Annotated in this window: 19 protein-coding genes and 1 tRNA gene; 7 read left to right on the top strand and 13 right to left on the bottom strand. The window is 68.9% G+C overall.

All coding sequences use genetic code 11. The features are described from left to right. Positions 1 to 41: 41 nt before the first annotated feature. Positions 42 to 1,325, bottom strand: coding sequence for an MFS transporter (locus BM228_RS10895; RefSeq protein ID WP_244537096.1), 1,284 nt, complete (start codon positions 1,323 to 1,325; stop codon positions 42 to 44). A 127-nt stretch (positions 1,326 to 1,452) separates the two neighbouring features. Between BM228_RS10895 and BM228_RS10890 the strand changes: the two genes are divergently transcribed. The 3 genes from BM228_RS10890 (at position 1,453) to BM228_RS10880 (ending at position 3,560) form a co-directional block, all read left to right on the top strand. Beyond that, positions 1,453 to 2,151 carry a 4'-phosphopantetheinyl transferase family protein gene (locus BM228_RS10890; RefSeq protein WP_092039843.1) on the top strand — a complete coding sequence of 233 codons (699 nt, stop codon included), beginning with the start codon at positions 1,453 to 1,455 and terminating at the stop codon, positions 2,149 to 2,151. 82 nt (positions 2,152 to 2,233) lie between these two features. Beyond that, positions 2,234 to 2,310 (top strand) — tRNA-Pro (locus BM228_RS10885). A 194-nt stretch (positions 2,311 to 2,504) separates the two neighbouring features. Then, the gene (locus tag BM228_RS10880; RefSeq protein ID WP_208612018.1) at positions 2,505 to 3,560 is read left to right on the top strand and encodes a hypothetical protein; all 1,056 of its coding nucleotides are present in this window, start codon (positions 2,505 to 2,507) and stop codon (positions 3,558 to 3,560) included. 10 nt (positions 3,561 to 3,570) lie between these two features. Here the strand turns inward: BM228_RS10880 and tgt are convergent, their stop codons facing one another. After that, the gene (gene tgt, locus BM228_RS10875) at positions 3,571 to 4,707 is read right to left on the bottom strand and encodes a tRNA guanosine(34) transglycosylase Tgt (protein WP_425284929.1); all 1,137 of its coding nucleotides are present in this window, start codon (positions 4,705 to 4,707) and stop codon (positions 3,571 to 3,573) included. Between the two features lie 11 nt (positions 4,708 to 4,718). Beyond that, entirely contained in the window at positions 4,719 to 5,783 is a 1,065-nt protein-coding gene (queA, locus tag BM228_RS10870) for a tRNA preQ1(34) S-adenosylmethionine ribosyltransferase-isomerase QueA (protein ID WP_092039839.1), read from the bottom strand. A 98-nt stretch (positions 5,784 to 5,881) separates the two neighbouring features. Here queA and BM228_RS10865 point away from each other — a divergent pair, with 98 nt between their 5' ends. The 3 genes from BM228_RS10865 to BM228_RS10855 all read left to right on the top strand — a co-directional run bounded on the left by BM228_RS10865 (position 5,882) and on the right by BM228_RS10855 (position 7,341). Next, positions 5,882 to 6,130 (top strand): hypothetical protein, encoded by a 249-nt coding sequence (locus tag BM228_RS10865; RefSeq protein ID WP_092039837.1) that lies wholly within the window; start codon positions 5,882 to 5,884, stop codon positions 6,128 to 6,130. 5 nt (positions 6,131 to 6,135) lie between these two features. After that, positions 6,136 to 6,357 carry a hypothetical protein gene (locus BM228_RS10860; protein ID WP_092039835.1) on the top strand — a complete coding sequence of 74 codons (222 nt, stop codon included), beginning with the start codon at positions 6,136 to 6,138 and terminating at the stop codon, positions 6,355 to 6,357. 96 nt (positions 6,358 to 6,453) lie between these two features. Beyond that, complete coding sequence (locus BM228_RS10855; protein WP_092039832.1) at positions 6,454 to 7,341, top strand: cation diffusion facilitator family transporter; 888 nt, start codon at positions 6,454 to 6,456, stop codon at positions 7,339 to 7,341. Between the two features lie 58 nt (positions 7,342 to 7,399). On the opposite strand, the gene BM228_RS10850 is transcribed toward BM228_RS10855, so the two are convergent. The 10 genes from BM228_RS10850 to coxB form a co-directional block, all read right to left on the bottom strand. Further along, on the bottom strand, positions 7,400 to 8,656 hold the full coding sequence (locus BM228_RS10850; RefSeq protein WP_092039829.1) for an SfnB family sulfur acquisition oxidoreductase: 1,257 nt from the start codon (positions 8,654 to 8,656) through the stop codon (positions 7,400 to 7,402). A 44-nt stretch (positions 8,657 to 8,700) separates the two neighbouring features. Next, the gene (gene sfnG / locus BM228_RS10845) at positions 8,701 to 9,816 is read right to left on the bottom strand and encodes a dimethylsulfone monooxygenase SfnG (RefSeq protein ID WP_092039826.1); all 1,116 of its coding nucleotides are present in this window, start codon (positions 9,814 to 9,816) and stop codon (positions 8,701 to 8,703) included. 206 nt (positions 9,817 to 10,022) lie between these two features. After that, entirely contained in the window at positions 10,023 to 10,793 is a 771-nt protein-coding gene (locus BM228_RS10840) for an SURF1 family protein (RefSeq protein WP_092039823.1), read from the bottom strand. Continuing rightward, a complete protein-coding gene (locus tag BM228_RS10835) occupies positions 10,790 to 11,164 on the bottom strand; it encodes a DUF983 domain-containing protein (RefSeq protein WP_208612017.1) in 375 nt (124 codons plus the stop codon). The genes BM228_RS10840 and BM228_RS10835 overlap by 4 nt, the downstream gene beginning before the upstream one ends. Before the next feature lie 150 nt (positions 11,165 to 11,314). Next, complete coding sequence (locus BM228_RS10830) at positions 11,315 to 12,175, bottom strand: cytochrome c oxidase subunit 3 (RefSeq protein WP_092039820.1); 861 nt, start codon at positions 12,173 to 12,175, stop codon at positions 11,315 to 11,317. 140 nt (positions 12,176 to 12,315) lie between these two features. Then, the gene (locus BM228_RS10825) at positions 12,316 to 12,927 is read right to left on the bottom strand and encodes a cytochrome c oxidase assembly protein (RefSeq protein WP_092039815.1); all 612 of its coding nucleotides are present in this window, start codon (positions 12,925 to 12,927) and stop codon (positions 12,316 to 12,318) included. Between the two features lie 9 nt (positions 12,928 to 12,936). Then, complete coding sequence (locus tag BM228_RS34635) at positions 12,937 to 13,101, bottom strand: hypothetical protein (RefSeq protein ID WP_167367710.1); 165 nt, start codon at positions 13,099 to 13,101, stop codon at positions 12,937 to 12,939. Between the two features lie 5 nt (positions 13,102 to 13,106). Continuing rightward, positions 13,107 to 14,054 (bottom strand): heme o synthase, encoded by a 948-nt coding sequence (locus BM228_RS10820; protein WP_092039812.1) that lies wholly within the window; start codon positions 14,052 to 14,054, stop codon positions 13,107 to 13,109. A gap of 203 nt (positions 14,055 to 14,257) precedes the next feature. Continuing rightward, complete coding sequence (gene ctaD / locus BM228_RS10815) at positions 14,258 to 15,886, bottom strand: cytochrome c oxidase subunit I (RefSeq protein WP_092039810.1); 1,629 nt, start codon at positions 15,884 to 15,886, stop codon at positions 14,258 to 14,260. Between the two features lie 50 nt (positions 15,887 to 15,936). Beyond that, positions 15,937 to 16,776, bottom strand: coding sequence for a cytochrome c oxidase subunit II (coxB, locus tag BM228_RS10810; RefSeq protein ID WP_092039807.1), 840 nt, complete (start codon positions 16,774 to 16,776; stop codon positions 15,937 to 15,939). A gap of 284 nt (positions 16,777 to 17,060) precedes the next feature. Here coxB and fdhD point away from each other — a divergent pair, with 284 nt between their 5' ends. Continuing rightward, positions 17,061 to 17,903 (top strand): formate dehydrogenase accessory sulfurtransferase FdhD, encoded by an 843-nt coding sequence (fdhD, locus tag BM228_RS10805; protein WP_092039804.1) that lies wholly within the window; start codon positions 17,061 to 17,063, stop codon positions 17,901 to 17,903. Position 17,904 lies beyond the last annotated feature (1 nt).

Raw genomic sequence — 17,904 nt, 5'->3', positions numbered from 1 at the left:
GCCCGGCGGGACCCGGCCGCGTCGCGGCGTCCCCACAACCCTCAGCCACGTGAGGCGAGCAGATCGCCGCGGCCGACCGCCAGGAAGGCGCCGAAGAACACGGCGGCGACGACCGCGCTCAGCACGGCCAGCGGCATGATTGGGGCGAGCCACCCCGCTAGCACCGTGCCGGTGACCGAGCCGAGATTCATCGCCGCCATGTAGACCTCGAACTGGGTCGCCGCGCCGGCGCGCCCGCGGCTGGCCTGAAGCAGGGCCGGCATCAGCGCGACGATCAGCAGCCCCGGCAGCGCGTTGGTGAGCGCCAGGATCAGCGGCGCCGCCGAGCCGAGGAGACCCGCGGCGATCAGGGCGCCGGCCAGCACGAAGGTCATCGCGCTCGCCAGAAGCAGCAGTCTGAGCGGCCTGACCGGCCCCGCCCGGTCGGACCAGAGGCCGATCGCGAAGGCGCCCGCGGTCCCGCTCACCAAGGCCAGACCGGCCTGGAGGCGCGACAGCGCCGCCGCGTCCCATCCCTGGCCCTGGAGCAGGTCGACCGAGAAGGGCAGCTCGAACAGCCCGAGGGCGCCGTCGAGGCCGAAGCACAGGGCGAGAAGCTGCAGCGCCCGCTTCCGGCGCAGGGCGAGGCCGAGGCGGCGCAGGAAGCGCGGAAACGGGATGCGCCGCGGTGCCGAGCCGCGCCGGCCGAAATCCACCAGCGCGTCGCTGGGCGCCTCGCGCACGATCAGCATCGGCAGGCTCGCCAAAATTCCGGCCGCCAGCAACCCGGCGAGACTCACATCCAGCCCATAGGCGGCGAGCGTCCAGCCGAAGAGTGCGGCGCTGAGGCTGGTGCCGGCGACGAACCCGGCCCGCGTGCAGGCGGAGACCCGGCCGAGCTCGTCCCCCGGCACGTGATCCATGATCATCCGGTCGCAGGCGGTGTCGAGCAGGGACGCGAAGACGCTGTGGACCAGGAAGGCGAAGCCGAGCAGGCCCACCTGATCGGCGCTGAGCAGCAGCATCAGGGCGATCGCCGCGTGACAACCGAGGATCGCCGCCACCGCGAAGGGCCGACGCCGACCCATGCGGAAATCGGCGGACCGATCGATGAGCGGACCCCACAGAATCGGCTGAATCGTCCAGGGCAACCCGGCCAGGGCGAAGTGGAACCCGACCTCGGTGGCCGAGACCCCACGCGCCGCGAGATGATTGGCCTGGGCGGTCAGCGAGAATCCGGCGATCAGGCCCTGATAGAGGTAGGTGGCGAAGAACACGCCGTAGCGGGCGCGCCGCCCGGCGAGGCTCGGGGTTTGCAGCCATCCCACACGCGATTGGGCGCTCAAGCTGGGATGCACTTGCCGGTCCGGTGGCGCACGCCGATGCTCCTCATCCCACCGTCACCGGATCCGAACCCGTGCCGCTTCGTCCTAAGCAGACTACGTCGTGCACTCAGAACCCGCGAGGCGTCGCGTGAGCGCGGCCGACATCTGGGTCGTCGATCTCGCCCTGTCGCCCAACGAGTTCGATCTTTGCGAGGCGGTTCTCGACGCCGACGAGCGCGACCGCGGCAATCGCTTCCTGCGGCCTGCCGACCGCGCGCGCCATCGGGCGAGCCATGCGGCGCTCCGGCTGATCCTCGCGGAGGCTCTGAGCCTCGCGCCGGCCGAGATCCGCCTGGAGGCCGGTGCCGGCGGCAAGCCTGAACTCGGCGGGGCCGCGCGCGGCGCCCTCGACTTCAACCTGTCCCATTCCGGCGGACGCGCCCTCATCGGCCTCGCCCGTGGCGCGGCTATCGGCGTCGATCTCGAGGAGATCCGGCCCATCACGGACGCCCTGCGCATCGCCCGCGCGCATTTCGCGCCCGACGAAGCCGCCGCCCTGGCGGCTTTGCCGCTGAGCGCCATCGATCCCGCCTTCTTCGGCCTCTGGACCCGCAAGGAAGCCGTGGTGAAGGCGCTGGGCACCGGCCTGTTGCTGCCGCTTGATCGCTTCAGCGTCAGCGTGCCGCCCGAGCCGCCGCGTTTCCTGCGCATGGCACAGGACGGCACGTGGACCCTCACGAGCGTCGATTGCGGACCGGGCTACGCCGCGACCGTCGCGGTGCGATCCGCAGAGGCTGGGATCGCAGTTCGACATTTCCCGGACGATTGGCCGAGCCGCCTTGGCTGATCGCCCAAAACCGCCCTTGCGGTCCGGGAAAGGCGCAGCTATAAGCCCGCTGCCGGCAGTTGCGGACACGCAAGCCGGCCTTCGGAGTGTAGCGCAGTCTGGTAGCGCACCACGTTCGGGACGTGGGGGTCGCAGGTTCAAATCCTGCCACTCCGACCAAGCTCTTTCACGGAGTTAGGGTCTTCCCGGCTTCTCAGATCGAACAAACTTGACCTTTTCGGTTCGGACCGGTCGCCGGCCGTTCCGGCGAGGGTTCCGCCCCCGACGTAGCGGCGGATCATCGTCCTCCGGAACACGGTCCGCCCTCCAAATCACCGCGACGCCTCGAACCGAAGCGGGTATGCCGCCTGCCCATGGCTCCGGATTCGTCCGCCTCTCCCGTTCATGCCGACGCCGCGCCCACCGTTTGGGCCGGCTTCACGCGGGCTTTCCTGATCGCCGCCGCGTTGCTCGGCCTCGCAATCGTCGTCGGCGTCGCGAGTCTCGACCCCTACGGCCTGCGCGCGGGTCCCGACCATCCGCCCGGTCCGATCATGGACACCAACCAGCGGCTCTCCTACCCGCAGATCGCCCGCGGCGGCCCATTCGATGCAGCCGTGTTCGGCACCTCGACGGCGCGGCTTCTCGATCCGGCCGCGCTCGATGCCGCTTTCGATGCGCGCTTCGCCAATCTAGCAATGAACGCGGCGACGCCGGACGAGCAGATCCGCTTGGCCGAACTCTTCCTCGCGCACCGGCCGGTGAAAGCGATCCTGTTCGGGCTCGACACGACCTGGTGCGCTGCCGATCCGCCGGCCCGCACCACCAATGCCTTCCCGGACTGGCTCTATGAAGCGGGGGCGCCCTGGGGCGTGCTGCGGCAGGTGAGCCTGCGCTCGGTCACGATCGCCGCACAGGCCGGGCTGGCGCGCCTCGGCCTGGCCCGGCCGCGGATCCGCCCCGACGGCTACGCGGTCTTCACGCCGCCCGAGGCGCTCTACGATCCCGTGCGCGCTCGCGACCATATCCGGGCCGGCGCCCTCGATCCGGCTGCCGCAACTGACTCGCCGGATGCCCCGATGCCGGCACTGGCACGCCTCGATGCGCTCCTCGCGAAAATCCCTGCGGGCGCCCTGAAGCTTTTGGCCTTCATGCCGGTGCATGCGGCGGCGCAAGGCGCACCCGGAACGCTCGCTGGCCAGCGAGAGGAGACCTGCAAGGCCCGCGTCGCGGCGATCGGTGCGAAGCACGGAGCCGTCGTCGTGGATTTCCGCAGGTCTTCGCCGGTGACGATGCAGGACGCAAATTACTGGGACGCGCTGCATTACCGTCTGCCGGTGGCCGCGTGGATCGTGGCGGATCTGAATGCGGCAGTCCGCACCGGCGCCGACGACCCGGCCGGGATTTACCGGGTGCTTGCGCACCCGTGACTCGGCCCTATCAGCCGGCGGCGCGTTCGGCCCGCGCCCAGCCCTCGCGGGTGGCGCCGCAGTAATCCGCGAATCGCCCGTCCCGGATCGCCGCCCGGGCGCCGGCCATCAGGTCCTGATAGTAGGCGAGGTTGTTCCAAGTCAGCAGCATCATCCCCAGAATCTCGTTCGACCGCACGAGATGGTGGAGATAGGCCCGGGAATAGTCCCGCGCGGCCGGGCAGGTCGAGCTCTCGTCCAGCGGCGCCGTGTCCTCGGCGTGGCGAGCGTTGCGCAGGTTGACCCGGCCGTTGCGGGTGTAGGCGAGGCCATGGCGGCCGGCCCGGGTCGGCATCACGCAGTCGAACATGTCGATGCCCCGGGCGACCGCACCCAGGATATCGTCCGGGGTGCCGACGCCCATCAGGTAGCGCGGCTTCGCCTGCGGCAGGTGCGGCTCCACGGTCTCGATCATGGCAAACATCACTGCTTGCGGCTCACCGACCGCGAGACCGCCGACTGCGTAGCCCTTCAGGTCGAGGTCGGTCAGGGCGCGGGCGCTCTCGACGCGGAGCGCCGGGACGTCGCCGCCCTGCACGATGCCGAACATCGCCTTGCCCGGCTGCTCGCCAAAGGCGATCCGGCAGCGCTCGGCCCAGCGCAGGGACAGGTGCATGGCCTTCTCGATCGCCTTGTGCTCAGCCGGCAGGCGCACGCACTCGTCGAGCTGCATCTGGATGTCGGAGCCGAGCAGGCCCTGGATCTCGATGGAGCGCTCCGGGCTCATGTGGTGGGCGGTGCCGTCGATATGCGAGCGGAACGTCACCCCCTGCTCGTCGATCTTCCGCAGGGCCGAGAGCGACATCACCTGGAAGCCGCCGGAATCGGTCAGGATCGGTCGGTCCCAGTTCATGAACGTGTGCAGGCCGCCGAGCCGCGCCATCCGCTCGGGGCCGGGGCGCAGCATCAGGTGGTAGGTGTTGCCCAGGACCACGTCGGCGCCGAGCTCCCGCACCTGACCAGGATACATCGCCTTGACGGTGGCGGCGGTCCCCACCGGCATGAAGGCCGGCGTGCGGATGTTTCCGCGCGGCGTCGCGATCTCGCCGGTCCGGGCGGTTCCGTCCTGCCGGTGCAGAGTGAAGCCGAAGGGCGTGGTCTCGGTCATGGCAGGAACGGTCATGAGATGTCCGCGCGCGGGCCCGGAAACAGCAGGCTGGCGTCGCCGTAGGAGTAGAAGCGGTAACCGCTCCGGATCGCGTGCGCGTAGGCTGCCCGCATCGTGTCGAGGCCCGAGAAGGCCGAGACCAGCATGAACAGGGTCGAGCGCGGCAGGTGGAAATTCGTCACCAGCGCGTCGATCGCGCGGAACCGGTAGCCGGGAGTGATGAAGATGTCGGTGGGACCGGAGAAGGCCGAGAGCGTGCCGTCTGGGCGCGCGGCGCTCTCCAGCAGGCGCAGGGCCGTGGTGCCCACCGCGACGATCCGGCCGCCGGATGCCCGGACGGCGTTGAGGGCGGCGGCGGTCTCGGCGTCGAGGATGCCGATCTCCGCATGCATCCGGTGGCCCTCGGTATCGTCCGCCTTGACCGGCAGGAACGTCCCGGCGCCGACATGCAGGGTGACGTGGTGGCGCTGCAGGCCGGCGGCATCCAGCGCCGTCAGCAGATCATCGGAGAAATGCAGGCCCGCGGTAGGTGCCGCCACGGCGCCCGGATGGCGGGCATAGATCGTCTGGTAGTCCGTCGCGTCGCGGGCGTCGGTGGCGCGCTTGCCGGCGATGTAGGGCGGCAGGGGCAGGGCGCCTTCCAACGCGATCTGGGCGTCGAGTTCGGGGCTGGCGCGGTCGAAATCGAGGGTGATCTCGCCGGCCTCGCCCTTCGCGAACACGGTGGCCCGTAGCTCGCCAAACTGAAGCGCGTCGCCGACGCTCAAACGCTTGGCCGGCCGGGCGAAGGCGCGCCAGCGCGCGGGCGCCTCGCGCAGGTGCAGCAACACCTCGGTGCGCTGGCCGGGCGCGCCGGGACGGGTGCGGACGCCGTTAAGCCGCGCCGGGATCACCTTCGTGTCGTTGAAGACCAGGGCATCGCCGGCCCGGAGCGCGCCGGGCAGGTCGCGCACCGTGCGATCCGCCAGCGCCTCGCCCGGACGCACGACGAGGAGCCGCCCGCCATCGCGCGGCTCGGCCGGGCGCAGGGCGATGCAGCTCTCCGGCAACTCGAAATCGAACAGGTCTACGCGCATCGCCGGCTGCCTGCACCGAACGGCACGCGGTTTCAACCTCGGAACCGGTTCGCGGCCCTGCTGGTTCTCGCCTCACCGACGCGGGAGACGCTCAAACGATGCCCTGGTACGCCGTGCGACCCCGCGATGCCGCCGACCCGCGCTGGCCCTTACCCGGCACCGAGGAGATCGTGCTCAAGGCCGACGATCCGGCCGCCGCCCGGGCGAAGTTCGAGGAGGCCTATCCGAGCGAGCCTTTTGGGAGCCCTGCCGTGCCGGTGCCCAATACCGGGACCGGCAGCTTTCGCGGCGATGCCGATTCGCTGATCGTGGCCGAGACCGGCGAGCCGGCCTCCCCGCAGGACTGAACCGCATGCTCAGGCCCAGCCGCACCCGGCGCGTCACCCTCGATGGTCAGCTCGTCGGCTATTGGGACCGGGAGGCGGCGCGCCTCGAGACGATCGCGGCCACCACGCGCTTCGCCTGGCAGAAGCGGCGCCTGTTGCGCAAGGCTGCCGAGGCGCGGGCCAAGGCCGAGCGGAGCCGGCAACGCGAAGCCGAGCGCGGCCAGGGGATTCCACCGGCCGAGGCATAGCCGAAGCTAAGACTCATTCGGCAGCGTTGAAGCTTTGCCGTGGCCTGAGGCAAGCTGCGTCCCGTATGGGCACGTCGACACGTGATCGGCGCCCCCATGGACCGGACCCAGAAAGCAGCCCTCCTCAGCGCCGGCATCGGCCTTGTGGTGACCGCGCTCAAATTTTATGCGGCGTGGCTCACCAGCAGCCTGGCGCTGTATTCCGATGCGCTCGAGAGCATCATCAACGTGGTGGCGGCAATCGGCGCCTTCGTGGCCCTGCGGGTCGCTGCGCGCCCGGCCGATGCGGAGCATCCCTACGGTCACCACAAGGCGGAATTCTTCTCCGCCGTGATCGAGGGCGCGCTCATCGTCGTGGCGGCGGTCCTGATCCTGCGGGAAGCGTATTTCGGCCTGCTTGCCCCGAAACCGCTGGACGCGCCGGCTCTCGGCCTCGCGATCAACCTTGGCGCCGGGGCGATCAACGCCGCCTGGGCCTGGGCGCTGATGCGCTGGGGCCGGGCTTGGCGCTCGCCGGCCCTGATCGCGGATGCCCGCCACGTCTTCGCCGACGTAGTGACCTCCTGCGGCGTGCTCGTCGGCGTCGCGGCCGTCTGGCTGACCGGCTATCCGATCCTCGACCCGGCGGTGGCCGGGCTCGTGGCGCTCAACATCCTCTGGTCCGGCTTCCGCATGGTGCGCGAATCGGTCGACGGCCTCATGGACCGGGCCGCCTCGCCCGACATGGTCTGCGAGATCCGTTCGCTGATCTCCCGCCACGGCGAGGGCGCCCTGGAAGCTCACGACGTCCGAACCCGCTCGGCGGGCCAGGCGACGTTCATCGACTTCCACCTCGTGGTCCCGGGCAGCATGACCGTTGAGGCCTCGCACGCCATCTGCGACCGGCTGGAGAGCGCCCTGGAGACCACGATCCCCGGGGCGGTCGTCACGATCCACGTCGAGCCGGGCGAGGAAGCCAAGGCCCGGGGCCTGCCGGTCCTCTGAACGTTCGGCGCCCCGGAATGGGTATCCGGGGCGCCGGCCAACTCTATACGCGACCCGGCTAGCTCCAGGCGTGGAACGGCGGGGCGACGCCGTTCAGCGCGTGGTTGCCGATGATGGCGACCTTCCAGCGGACCGGATCGTGCAGGGTGTGGGTCCGGGCGTTGCGCCAGTGCCGGTCGAGGTTTTCGGCGGCCAGCGTCGAGCGGGTGCCGGACAGCTCGAACAGCTTGTTGGAGGCCGCCAGGGCGATGTCGGTGGTCAGCACCTCCGCCTCCGCGACGGCGAGCTGCGCGGCGGCGACGCTCTCGGCGTCCGGCTGGGCCACCGCCGCGTCGAGGGCGAGGCCGGCCTTGTCGAGCAGGGCTTCGGCGGCATGCTGGCGGATGGTGAGGTCGCCGATCGCCTGGATCGTGTAGGGGTCGTCGGGGGCACGCTCCTGCCCGCTATCGATCCAGGGCCGCGCCTTTTCGCGCACGAAGCGGATCGTGTCGTCCAGAGCCTCCCGGCCGATGCCGGCATCGACCGCCGCCTGGATGATCTGGAAGATCGCCCCGTCCGCGCTCGGCGCCTCGTAGCCCTTCCAGGCCGGCACTAGGTGGCTCTTCTCCACCCGGACATCTTCGATCAGCACCGTGCCGCTCGCCGTGCCGCGCTGGCCGAAGCTGGACCAGTCGTCGATCACCGTGAGCCCCGGCGCGTCCCGCTCGGCGATGGCGTACCAGGCCCGGCCCTCGGCATCGAGGGCCACGATCGGCACGAGATGCGCCAGCAGCGCCCCGGTGGCGTAGAATTTCTGGCCGCGCACGATCACGTGGTCGCCGTGATCGGTGAAGCGGGTGTCGAAATCGGCGGCCCGCTTGGTCCCGCGCTCGGAGAAGGCGTTGCCGAACCGGGTGCCGCGCAGGACCTCCCCGAACAGCAGCCGCTTCTGCGGCTCGTCCGACACGGTCCGGATCGCCGCCACGATCCCCAGGTGGTTCTGCGAAATCTGCCCGATCGCCGGATCGGCCGCCGAGATCAGCGCGATGACCTGCGCCAGGGTCTTGTAGGAGACCTCCGGGCCGCCATAGGCCTTGGGCACGTTGATCGACCACAGGCCGCTCTGGGAGAAGGCGTCGAGCTCCGCCAGGGGCCGGGTATGGTTCCGGTCGCGCTCGGAGGCGCCGAGCCGGAACTCCGCGGCGAGGCGGTGGGCCACAGCCAGCGCCTCGGCATCGTCACGGATCACGTGGGCGGGGGAGGGCGGCCGCGCTGGGCCGGGAACGCCCTGGTGCGGCTGGGTGTCGAGCGTGCGCGCATCGACGGCGATGTTCATGGCTCACTCCGATAGGACAGGTTTTTTGAGATCGGGCGCGGAGATCAGGCCGCCTCGGCGCGCTTCTCGCGCGCGGCTTCGAGGGCGCGGACCCGCGGGATGATGTGCGTGCCGAAATACGCGACCTCCTCCTGGAAGTGCAGGAAGGCCAGCAGGGCGAGGTCGGCGCCGGCATCCTTGAGCGCCAGGATCCGCTCGGCGATCTGGTCCGGCGTGCCGATCAGGTTGGTCTTGAAGCCGTCGTTGTACTGGACGAGGTCGTTGAAGCTCGACCTCGCCCAGTTGCCTTCGCCCTCGGGCGAGGCCTTGCCGGCATTCTTCACCTCGTGGCCGAACGCCTTCACGGCATCCGGGTCGGCATTCTCGATGATCTCCTGGAGGACGGCCTGCGCCTCCTCCTCGGTATCGCGGGCGATCACGAAGGCGTTCACGCCGATGCGCGGGCGGTTGCCGTTCTCGGCAGCCTTGGCGCGGATGTCGTCGACCTGGGCGCGGATGTTCTCCGGCGTGTTGCCGTTGGTGAAGTACCAATCGGAGACGCGGGCCGCCATGTCGCGCGCCGCCCGGGACGAGCCGCCCTGGAAGATCTCCGGCAGCGGATCGGCCGGCTTCGGCTTCAGGGTGTAGTCGGTGTAGCGATAGAAATTGCCGCGGAAGGTGAAGTTGTCCTGCGTCCAGATCCCGCGCAGGCTGCGGATGAACTCTTCCGAGCGGCGGTAGCGCTCGTCGTGGTCGAGCCAGGGCTCGCCGATCGCCCGGAACTCACCCGAGAACCAGCCCGACACGATGTTGACGGCGATCCGGCCGCCGCTGAGCTGCGAGATGGTCGCGATCTGCTTGGCTGCCAGCGTCGGGTGCCAGGGGCCGGGCAGGAGCGCCGCGATCACCTTGAGCCGGGAGGTCGCGGCCAGCAGCGCGTGGCTGAACGCCACCGATTCGTGCTGATACTCGGCGCCGTAGCCGGCGGTGAAGCGGATCTGGGTCAGGGCGTAGTCGAAGCCGGATTCCTCGGCGATCTGCGCCAGACGGCGGTTGTAATCGGCGTCCCAGCTCGTGCGTTGCGGGATCTTGCTGATCACTAGGCCGCCCGAGACATTGGGCACCCAATAGGCGAAGCGGATGGGGTCAGGCGGCGTGTCTTCGACGAAACGGACGGTCATGGCGCGCTACCTCGCTCGCGCGGAGTTATAGCTCCGCGGCATCTTCGAAGGGTCGCGGCAAACTGAATACAGGATGCAGATTTGCGCGACCGCTTAGGAACAGGCGAAGTATTCCGGCTCTCATGCCGCCGGTCAAAGGAACCGTTTGCCGTTTTATAGACTGTTCGGGCGGCAATCTTCTGCCTGCCGCGAAATCAAACGCGATTTTATTCTCGCGCTCTGCCGAGGGCATCGGAGTCGTGCAGGCGCCGATACGCGAACACGCCGAAGACGCCGATCAGGCACGCTGCGAGGGCGAACCACGTGAAGGCGTATTGCAGATGGTTGTTGGGGATATCGACCTTCAGCTGGCCCCCGCGCGGCCACGTGGTCTGGCCGGGCACCGAATCCGCCTCGATCAGGTAGGGCGCCGCCTCGGCGATCCCGCGCGCGGCGGCGATGCCGGAGACGTCGCGGTTGAACCACTCGCCGCGCGTCGGGTCGGCCTCCGGCACGAACAGCCCGCGCGGTTCGCTGGCGCGGAGGATGCCGGTCACGGTGGTCGGGCCTTCGATCAGACCGTCCCGGCGGTCGGCCTGCGCCTTCAGCTCGGTCGGCACGAAACCGCGATTGACCAGGACCGTGGGACCATCGGTCCGCAGGAGCGGCGTGATCACGTAGTAGCCCTGCAGCGCCCGGCCAGGCGTTTCGCCAGCCGCCAAACCGTGAACCAGGGTCTCGCGATCATTGGCGAAGCGGCCGGAGACGCGCACGTGGCGGAACTCGTCCCGCGCCGGATCCCAGGAATCGGGGGCGGGCGGCGCCACCGGCTCGGCCTTGGTCTGCCGGGTGATGCGGGCGATCAGCTCTTCCTTCCAGCTCTTGCGCTCGATCTGCCAGATCCCGAGGCTCAGCAGGATCGCGAGCGCGATCAGGGAAGCGAGACCGGGCGCGACGAGGTCGCGCCAGGCGGCAGCACGCGGCGTGGATCGGCTCACTGCTCGAAGCGTCCCTGCTCGGCCTTGTTGCTGTACTGGAGCGCGATCAGCATGCCCTTGAGCGGACGGACCAGGATCAGGCTCAGGCCGATCGAGAGCGTACCGGCCACCAGCGCGTGGACCCAGATCGGCGGCTCGTAGGTGATCTCCAGCCACAGGGCCAGGCCGACCACCAGCAGGCCGACGATGGACATGACGAAGAAGGCCGGTCCGTCCGCCGAGTCGAAGCTCTCGTAATCGAGCCCACAGGCGTCGCAGGACGGGCGCAGGGTCAGGTAGCCCTGGAACAGGTGGCCTTCGCCGCAGCGCGGGCATCGGCCGCGCAGGCCCGTCGGGACAGGCGGCGGCTGCGGATAGGTTCGTTGGCCCACGTCAACACTCCAGACCGGCCCGGGAGGCCGCGGTCGCACCGCCTCCCGGCCGTCCCCCTGGATATGGGTATCGCGCCGAGTCGGACACGAAAAAGGGCGGCCTGAGCCGCCCTTTCACAGACCCGCCATGCGGTGACGGGGTAGCTGCGCTCAGTGCGCGGCGCCGTGGAAGACGCCTGAGCCCCAGACGTAGATCGCGGCGAACAGGAACAGCCAGACGACGTCGACGAAGTGCCAGTACCAGGCGGCGAACTCGAAGCCGAGATGCTGGCGCGGGGTGAACTGGCCCGCATAGGCGCGGAACAGGCACACCGCCAGGAAGATGGTGCCGATGATGACGTGGGCGCCGTGGAAGCCCGTCGCCATGAAGAAGGTCGACGAGTAGATGCTGCCCGAAAAACCGAACTCGGCGTGGCTGTACTCGTAGGCCTGGCAGGCGGTGAACAGCACGCCCAGGATGATCGTCAGCCACAGGCCGTATTTCAGGCCCTTCCGGTCGCCGTGCAGCAGGGCGTGGTGCGCCCAGGTCACGGTGGTGCCGGAGGTCAGCAGGATCAGCGTGTTGAGCAGGGGCAGGTGCCAGGGATCGAACGCCTCGATGCCCTTGGGCGGCCAGACGCCGCCAGTGAACTCGACCCGCGACACCTGGATCGGATCGGCGGTGTAGAGCGCCGCCTCGAAGTAGGCCCAGAACCACGCGACGAAGAACATCACCTCGGAGGCGATGAACATCATCATGCCGTAGCGGTGATGCAGCTGGACGACGCGGGTGTGGTCACCCGAATTGGCCTCGTGCGCCACGTCCTTCCACCAGGAGAACATGGTGTAGAGCACGCCGAGCGTGCCGGCGCCGAAGATGTACGGGCCCGGGGTCAGGGTGCCGATCTGGAGACTCTTCATCCAGAACACGGCGCCGAACGCCATCAGGAAGCCCGAGAACGCGCCGATCAGCGGCCACGGACTCGGGCTCAGAATATGGAAATCGTGATTCTTGGCGTGCGCCTCGGCCATCGTTCCGTCGCTCCTCACCCTGACGCCCCGCGCCGTTCCCGGCATCCGGCCTATCGCTCTTGGCCGGGCGCCACGTACAGGACGCCCAAGCTTGTCCGCACACTTAGTCGGTGCCGACCTCTGTTGTCACGCGGTCGCGATCAGAAATCGCGCTTCGTGCCCGAAGCCCCTGTGGTCGCGACCGCCGCAGTGACCGGCTGGCCGTTCTTCGAGGCGAAATAGGTATAGGACAGCGTCATCTCGGAGAGATGCGCGGTGTTCGAATCATCCCGCACGGCCGGGTCGACGTAGAACACCACCGGCACATCCAGCGTCTCGCCCGGCTGCAGGGTCTGCTCGTTGAAGCAGAAGCAGGCGACCTTGACGAAGTAACCGCCCATCAGGCCAGGCTGGACGTTGAAGGTCGCGACGCCGGTAGACGGCTTGCTGCTGGTGTTCTGGACCCGGAAGAAGACCGTCTTGGTCTCCCCGAGCTTCGCCGCGATGTTGTTCGTCTCGGGAATGAACTTCCAGGGTAGGCCCGGCGCGACGTTGGTGTCGAAGTGGACGACCATGCTGTCGTCGGCGCGGGCCGCCGAGCTCGCCAGCGCCGGACCCTGGCGCGGCGTGCCGTCATAGCCCGTCGCCTTGCAGAAGGCGTCGTAGAGCGGCACCGACGCGAAAGCGAGGCCGATCATGCCTACGGCGAGACCGGCGCAGGCGAGCGCCGTCCGTCTGGCAGCGCGGGTGGGGTCGGGGCGGGATGCTGTCATTGTAACCCCTCAGAGCGGACGGCTGAGGATCTGCGGGCCGAGCTTGACGATCGTCAACACGAAGAACAGCAGCACCCAGGCGCCCAGCGCGAGAGCGATCGCGATCGACCGCTTCCGGCGACGCGCCTCTTCCGCGGGGGTGAGCTGGCGCTGCGGGATCTCGGGATCCGCCATGGCGCTCAGACCAGCGGCCGGAACAGGCCGAAGCTCTGCTCGGCGAGCAGGGCCGAGAACAGCGCGAACAGGTACAGGATCGAGAAGCCGAACATGCCCATGGCGGCGCGCTTCTCAGCCTCGCCCTCGCGGTTCTTCAGGACGCGGACGCTGAAGGCCAGCATGCCGACGCCGCCGACCACGCCGATCACCGCGTAGAGCAGGCCGCCGAAGCCGAGGGCGACGGGCGCCAAGCCAAGGGGGGCCAGGAAGATCGAGTACCAGACGATCTGGCGACGGGTGGAGGCCGGGCCGGCGACGTTGGGCATCATCGGGATGCCGGCGCGGGCGTATTCCTCGGCCTTGATCAGGGCCAGCGCCCAGAAGTGCGGCGGCGTCCAGATGAAGATGATCGCGAATAGGACCAGCGACTCGATCCCGACCGAGCCGGACACCACAGCCTGGCCGATCACCGGCGGCAGGGCACCGGCAGCCCCACCGATCACGATGTTCTGCGCGGTCGCCCGCTTCAGCCACATCGAGTAGATCACCGCGTAGAACACGATGGTGAAGGCGAGCAGTCCAGCGGCGAGCCAGTTCGCGGCGAGGCCGAGAACCAGCACGGACGCCACCGACAGGAACAGGCCGAAGCCGAGCGCTTCCTCGGAGGAAATCCGGCCGGCCGGGATCGGGCGCTGCGCGGTCCGGGTCATCACGGCGTCGATATCCGCGTCCCACCACATGTTGAGGCAGCCGGAGGCGCCGGCGCCCACCGCGATGGCCAGCAGCGAGATCACGCCGATCGCCGGGGCAACATGGCCCTGAGACACGACCATGCCGACCAGCGCGGTGAAGATGACGAGGACCATCACCCGCGGCTTGAGCAGGGCGAAATAGTCCGGCACGTCGCCGCCGACGGCCGTGAAGGCCGGGGCCGGCGCGTCCGGTCCGATCGTGTTCGTCAGGCTCGTCATCGCGTCTGCCGCTGTTGTGTCGGCGCCCGGCCACGCGCGTCACGGCCGAGTCGGGTTTCGAAATCGATTAGTTCCAAGGGAGGGTGCGAGCGGAACACGCGGCCTGTGCGGTTCGCTCGTCTTGATCGCCCTTGCCGGGAAGTCGCCGTCACGGCTTCCGGGGAAGGGCGAGGGCCGCCTGTGCGGCCCTCGCAGACTTTGGTTCAGTGCGCGCCTGGCTCGTCGACAATGCGGGGCAGCGTCTCGAACTGGTGGAAGGGCGGCGGGGAGGGGAGCGTCCACTCGAGGGTGGTGGCGCCTTCGCCCCAGGGATTGTCGGCAGCCCGCTCCTTGGAGCGGAAGGCCAGCACGACGCCGATCACGAAGACGAACATGCTGAGGCCGAAGATATGGCCGCCGTAGGTCGAGACCTTGTGCCAGGCCGCGAAGGCGTCCGGGTAGTCGGCGTAACGACGCGGCATGCCGGCCAGCCCGAGGAAGTGCATCGGGAAGAACAGGACGTTCGCGCCGATGAAGGCCAGCCAGAAGTGCAGCTTGCCGGCCCATTCCGGGATGATGTGCCCGGTCATCTTCGGGAACCAGTAGTAGACGCCAGCGAAGATGATGAACACCGCGCCCAGCGACAGCACGTAATGGAAGTGCGCCACGACGTAGTAGGTGTCGTGCAGGTACTTATCGACCGCCGAGTTGGCGAGCACGACGCCGGTCACGCCGCCGACGGTGAACAGGAAGATGAAGCCCACCGCCCAGTGCATCGCGGCGGTGAAGCGGATCGAGCCGCCCCACATCGTCGCGATCCAGGAGAAGATCTTCACGCCCGTGGGGACCGCGATCACCATGGTGGCGAACACGAAGTAGGACTGCGTCTGCAGGGACAGGCCGACCGTGTACATGTGGTGGGCCCAGACCACGAAGCCGACGACGCCGATCGCCACCATCGCGTAGGCCATCGCGAGGTAGCCGAAGACCGGCTTGCGCGAGAAGGTCGAGATGATGTGCGACACGATGCCGAAGGCCGGCAGGATCATGATGTACACTTCGGGGTGACCGAAGAACCAGAACAGGTGCTGGTACAGGATCGGGTCACCGCCGCCGGCCGGGTCGAAGAAGGTCGTGCCGAAGTTGCGGTCGGTGAGCAGCATCGTGATGGCGCCCGCCAGAACCGGCAGCGACAGCAGCAGCAGGAAGGCGGTGACCAGCTCGGCCCAGGCGAAGAGCGGCATCTTGTGCAGCGTCATGCCCGGGGCGCGCATGTTCAGGATCGTGGTGATGAAGTTGATCGCGCCGAGGATCGAACCCGCGCCCGACAGGTGCAGGGCGAAGATCGCGAAGTCGACGGCCGGGCCGGGATGGCCGGCGGTAGAGAGCGGCGGGTAGACGGTCCAGCCGGTGCCGGCGCCGGACGCGCCGGGAGCGCCTTCAACGAACAGCGAGCACAGCAGGGAGCAGAAGCCCGCCACCGTGAGCCAGAACGAGATGTTGTTCATGCGCGGGAACGCCATGTCGGGCGCGCCGATCATGAGGGGCACGAACCAGTTGCCGAAGCCGCCGATCAGCGCCGGCATCACCATGAAGAACACCATGATGAGGCCGTGTCCGGTGACGAACACGTTGTAGGTCGCCGGGTTCGAGAAGAACTGCAGCCCCGGCTGCTCCATCTCCATCCGGATGCCGAAGGAGAGGAACGCGCCGATCATGCCGGCGCAGAAGGCGAAGAGCAGGTAGAGGGTGCCGATGTCCTTGTGGTTCGTCGAGAGGAACCACCGGGCGAAGAACGACGGCTTGTGGTCGTGGACCTCGTGGGCCTCGGCATGGGCTGCGGCTGTAGCCATGGATTCGGGTGCCTTGTGGATCTGACGGGTTTTGTTCGGTCAGCCGGGGCTCAGCGCGCCTCGGCGAAGCTCGTGCCGTTATCGATGCGGGCGTACTTCGTCTTCGCTTCCTTCAGCCAATCGGCATAGGCCTGCTCGCTGACCACGCGGACCACAATCGGCATGTAGGCGTGGCGCTGGCCGCAGAGCTCCGAGCACTGGCCATGGAAGGTGCCTTCCTTGTCGGCCCGGAACCACATCTGGTTCAGGCGGCCCGGCACGGCGTCGATCTTGAAGCCGAAGGCCGGCATCGCCCAGGAATGCAGCACGTCGGCCGCGGTCACCTGGATCTTCACGATCTTGCCCAGCGGCACGACCATCTCGTTGTCGGTCTGGAGCAGGCGGGGCTGCTTGTCCTCGTCGATGTTGGCATCGAACGTGAAGCCGCCGCCGGCCTCAGTCTGCGGGTACTCGTAGGACCAGTACCAGGCATGGCCGATGACCTTGACGATCATGTCCGCCTTCGGGTCCGCGAGCTGCGTGCGCAGCAGGCGGAAGGACGGGATCGCGACGGCGACCAGGATCAGCACCGGCACGATGGTCCAGGCGATCTCGATGGCGGTGTTGTGGGTGGTGCGCGAGGGGGTCGGGTTGGTCTTCTCGTTGAAGCGGAAGACGCACCACAGGATCAGCCCGAGCACGAAGACCGAGATGGCCAGCGAGAGCCAATGAAGGCCGATCTCGAAGCCCAGGATGTCGCGGGCATTCTCGGTGACCGGGATCTGCCGGCTCATCTCCCACGGCACCGGCTGTCCGAAGCCGCCGGCGAGCGCACCGGATGTCGAGGTGAGCAATGCGCCGAGGGCGGCGAGGCTCCAGGGTGATCGGGTGATCGTCCGCACCGTCCGCATCTGCCTCTCGTTGCTCCCCGTGCGATTTGCTTGCCCGCCGGCCTTTCCCGTCTTGACTGAGCGCGGGATGGTGCCGACGTGACGGACCGCCAGTTGTGTTACCCGGCATGTATCCGATCGCGGCTTCAGATCACAAGGACGTTCGAGGTGCAACCGCACAAGCGTCGCAGCGGGTTGATTCCGGCTGATTCAGGTGTCGATGCGACGTTGCCTCGACCTTTCGTCGCCTTCGATTCTGTTTCACCGCGTCGGGGCGGCGCGAGCGGACTCCGTCGGAGCGTGGGATGTTGATTAAACCCGAGGATCGACCGGCCGGTCTGCCGCCGCGCTCAGTCCGAGCCCCGATGCAGGTGGTCGCCTATACGGGCTCGGAACCGCAGCCCGGCATGCGGGCGCTGGCCGTCGAGGCGCCGGTGAACCTGGTCTACGGCAGCGTCCCGCATGCCGTCATGATGGCGACGCCCGCCGATCTGGAGGATTTCGCCTACGGATTCAGCCTCACGGAAGGGATCATCGAAACCGCCGACGAGATCCGCGCGACCCGGGTCGAGGCCGGCGCGGACGGCTTGCGCCTCCATGTCGAGTTGGCTCCGGGGCGCCTGCGGGAGCACCTGGCCCGCAAGCGCGCGATCAGCGGTCGCACCGGTTGCGGCGTCTGCGGCATCGAGGATCTAGCAGAACTGCCCCGGGCCGAGATGCGGGACGCGCCAAACGTGCGGGTCGCCCTCCCGGCCATCGCCAAGGCGCTGGACGGCCTCGATGCGGCGCAGGTTCTGAGCGCCGAGACGCGCGCCGTTCACGCCGCCGCCTGGGCCCGGCTCGACGGCACGCTCGTCGCGGTGCGCGAGGATGTCGGCCGGCACAATGCCTTGGACAAGCTGATCGGCGCGCTGATGCGGGCCGGTACCGACACGGCCGGCGGCTTCCTGGTGATCACCAGCCGCTGCTCGTTCGAGATGGTCGAGAAGGCCGCGCGCCTCGGCGCCGCCGTGATCGTGGCGATCTCGGCCCCGACCTCCCTGGCGCTGGAGCGCGCCCGGGCGCACGGGATCACGCTCTGCGCCATCGCGCGCGCGGACACGCTGACCGTCTTCACCGGGGCCGAACGGCTGGCCCCCGGCGGCTGAC

Source organism: Methylobacterium pseudosasicola (genome assembly GCF_900114535.1).
Taxonomy (GTDB): Bacteria; Pseudomonadota; Alphaproteobacteria; order Rhizobiales; family Beijerinckiaceae; genus Methylobacterium; species Methylobacterium pseudosasicola.
This window is presented reverse-complemented; position numbering and strand designations above follow the sequence as displayed.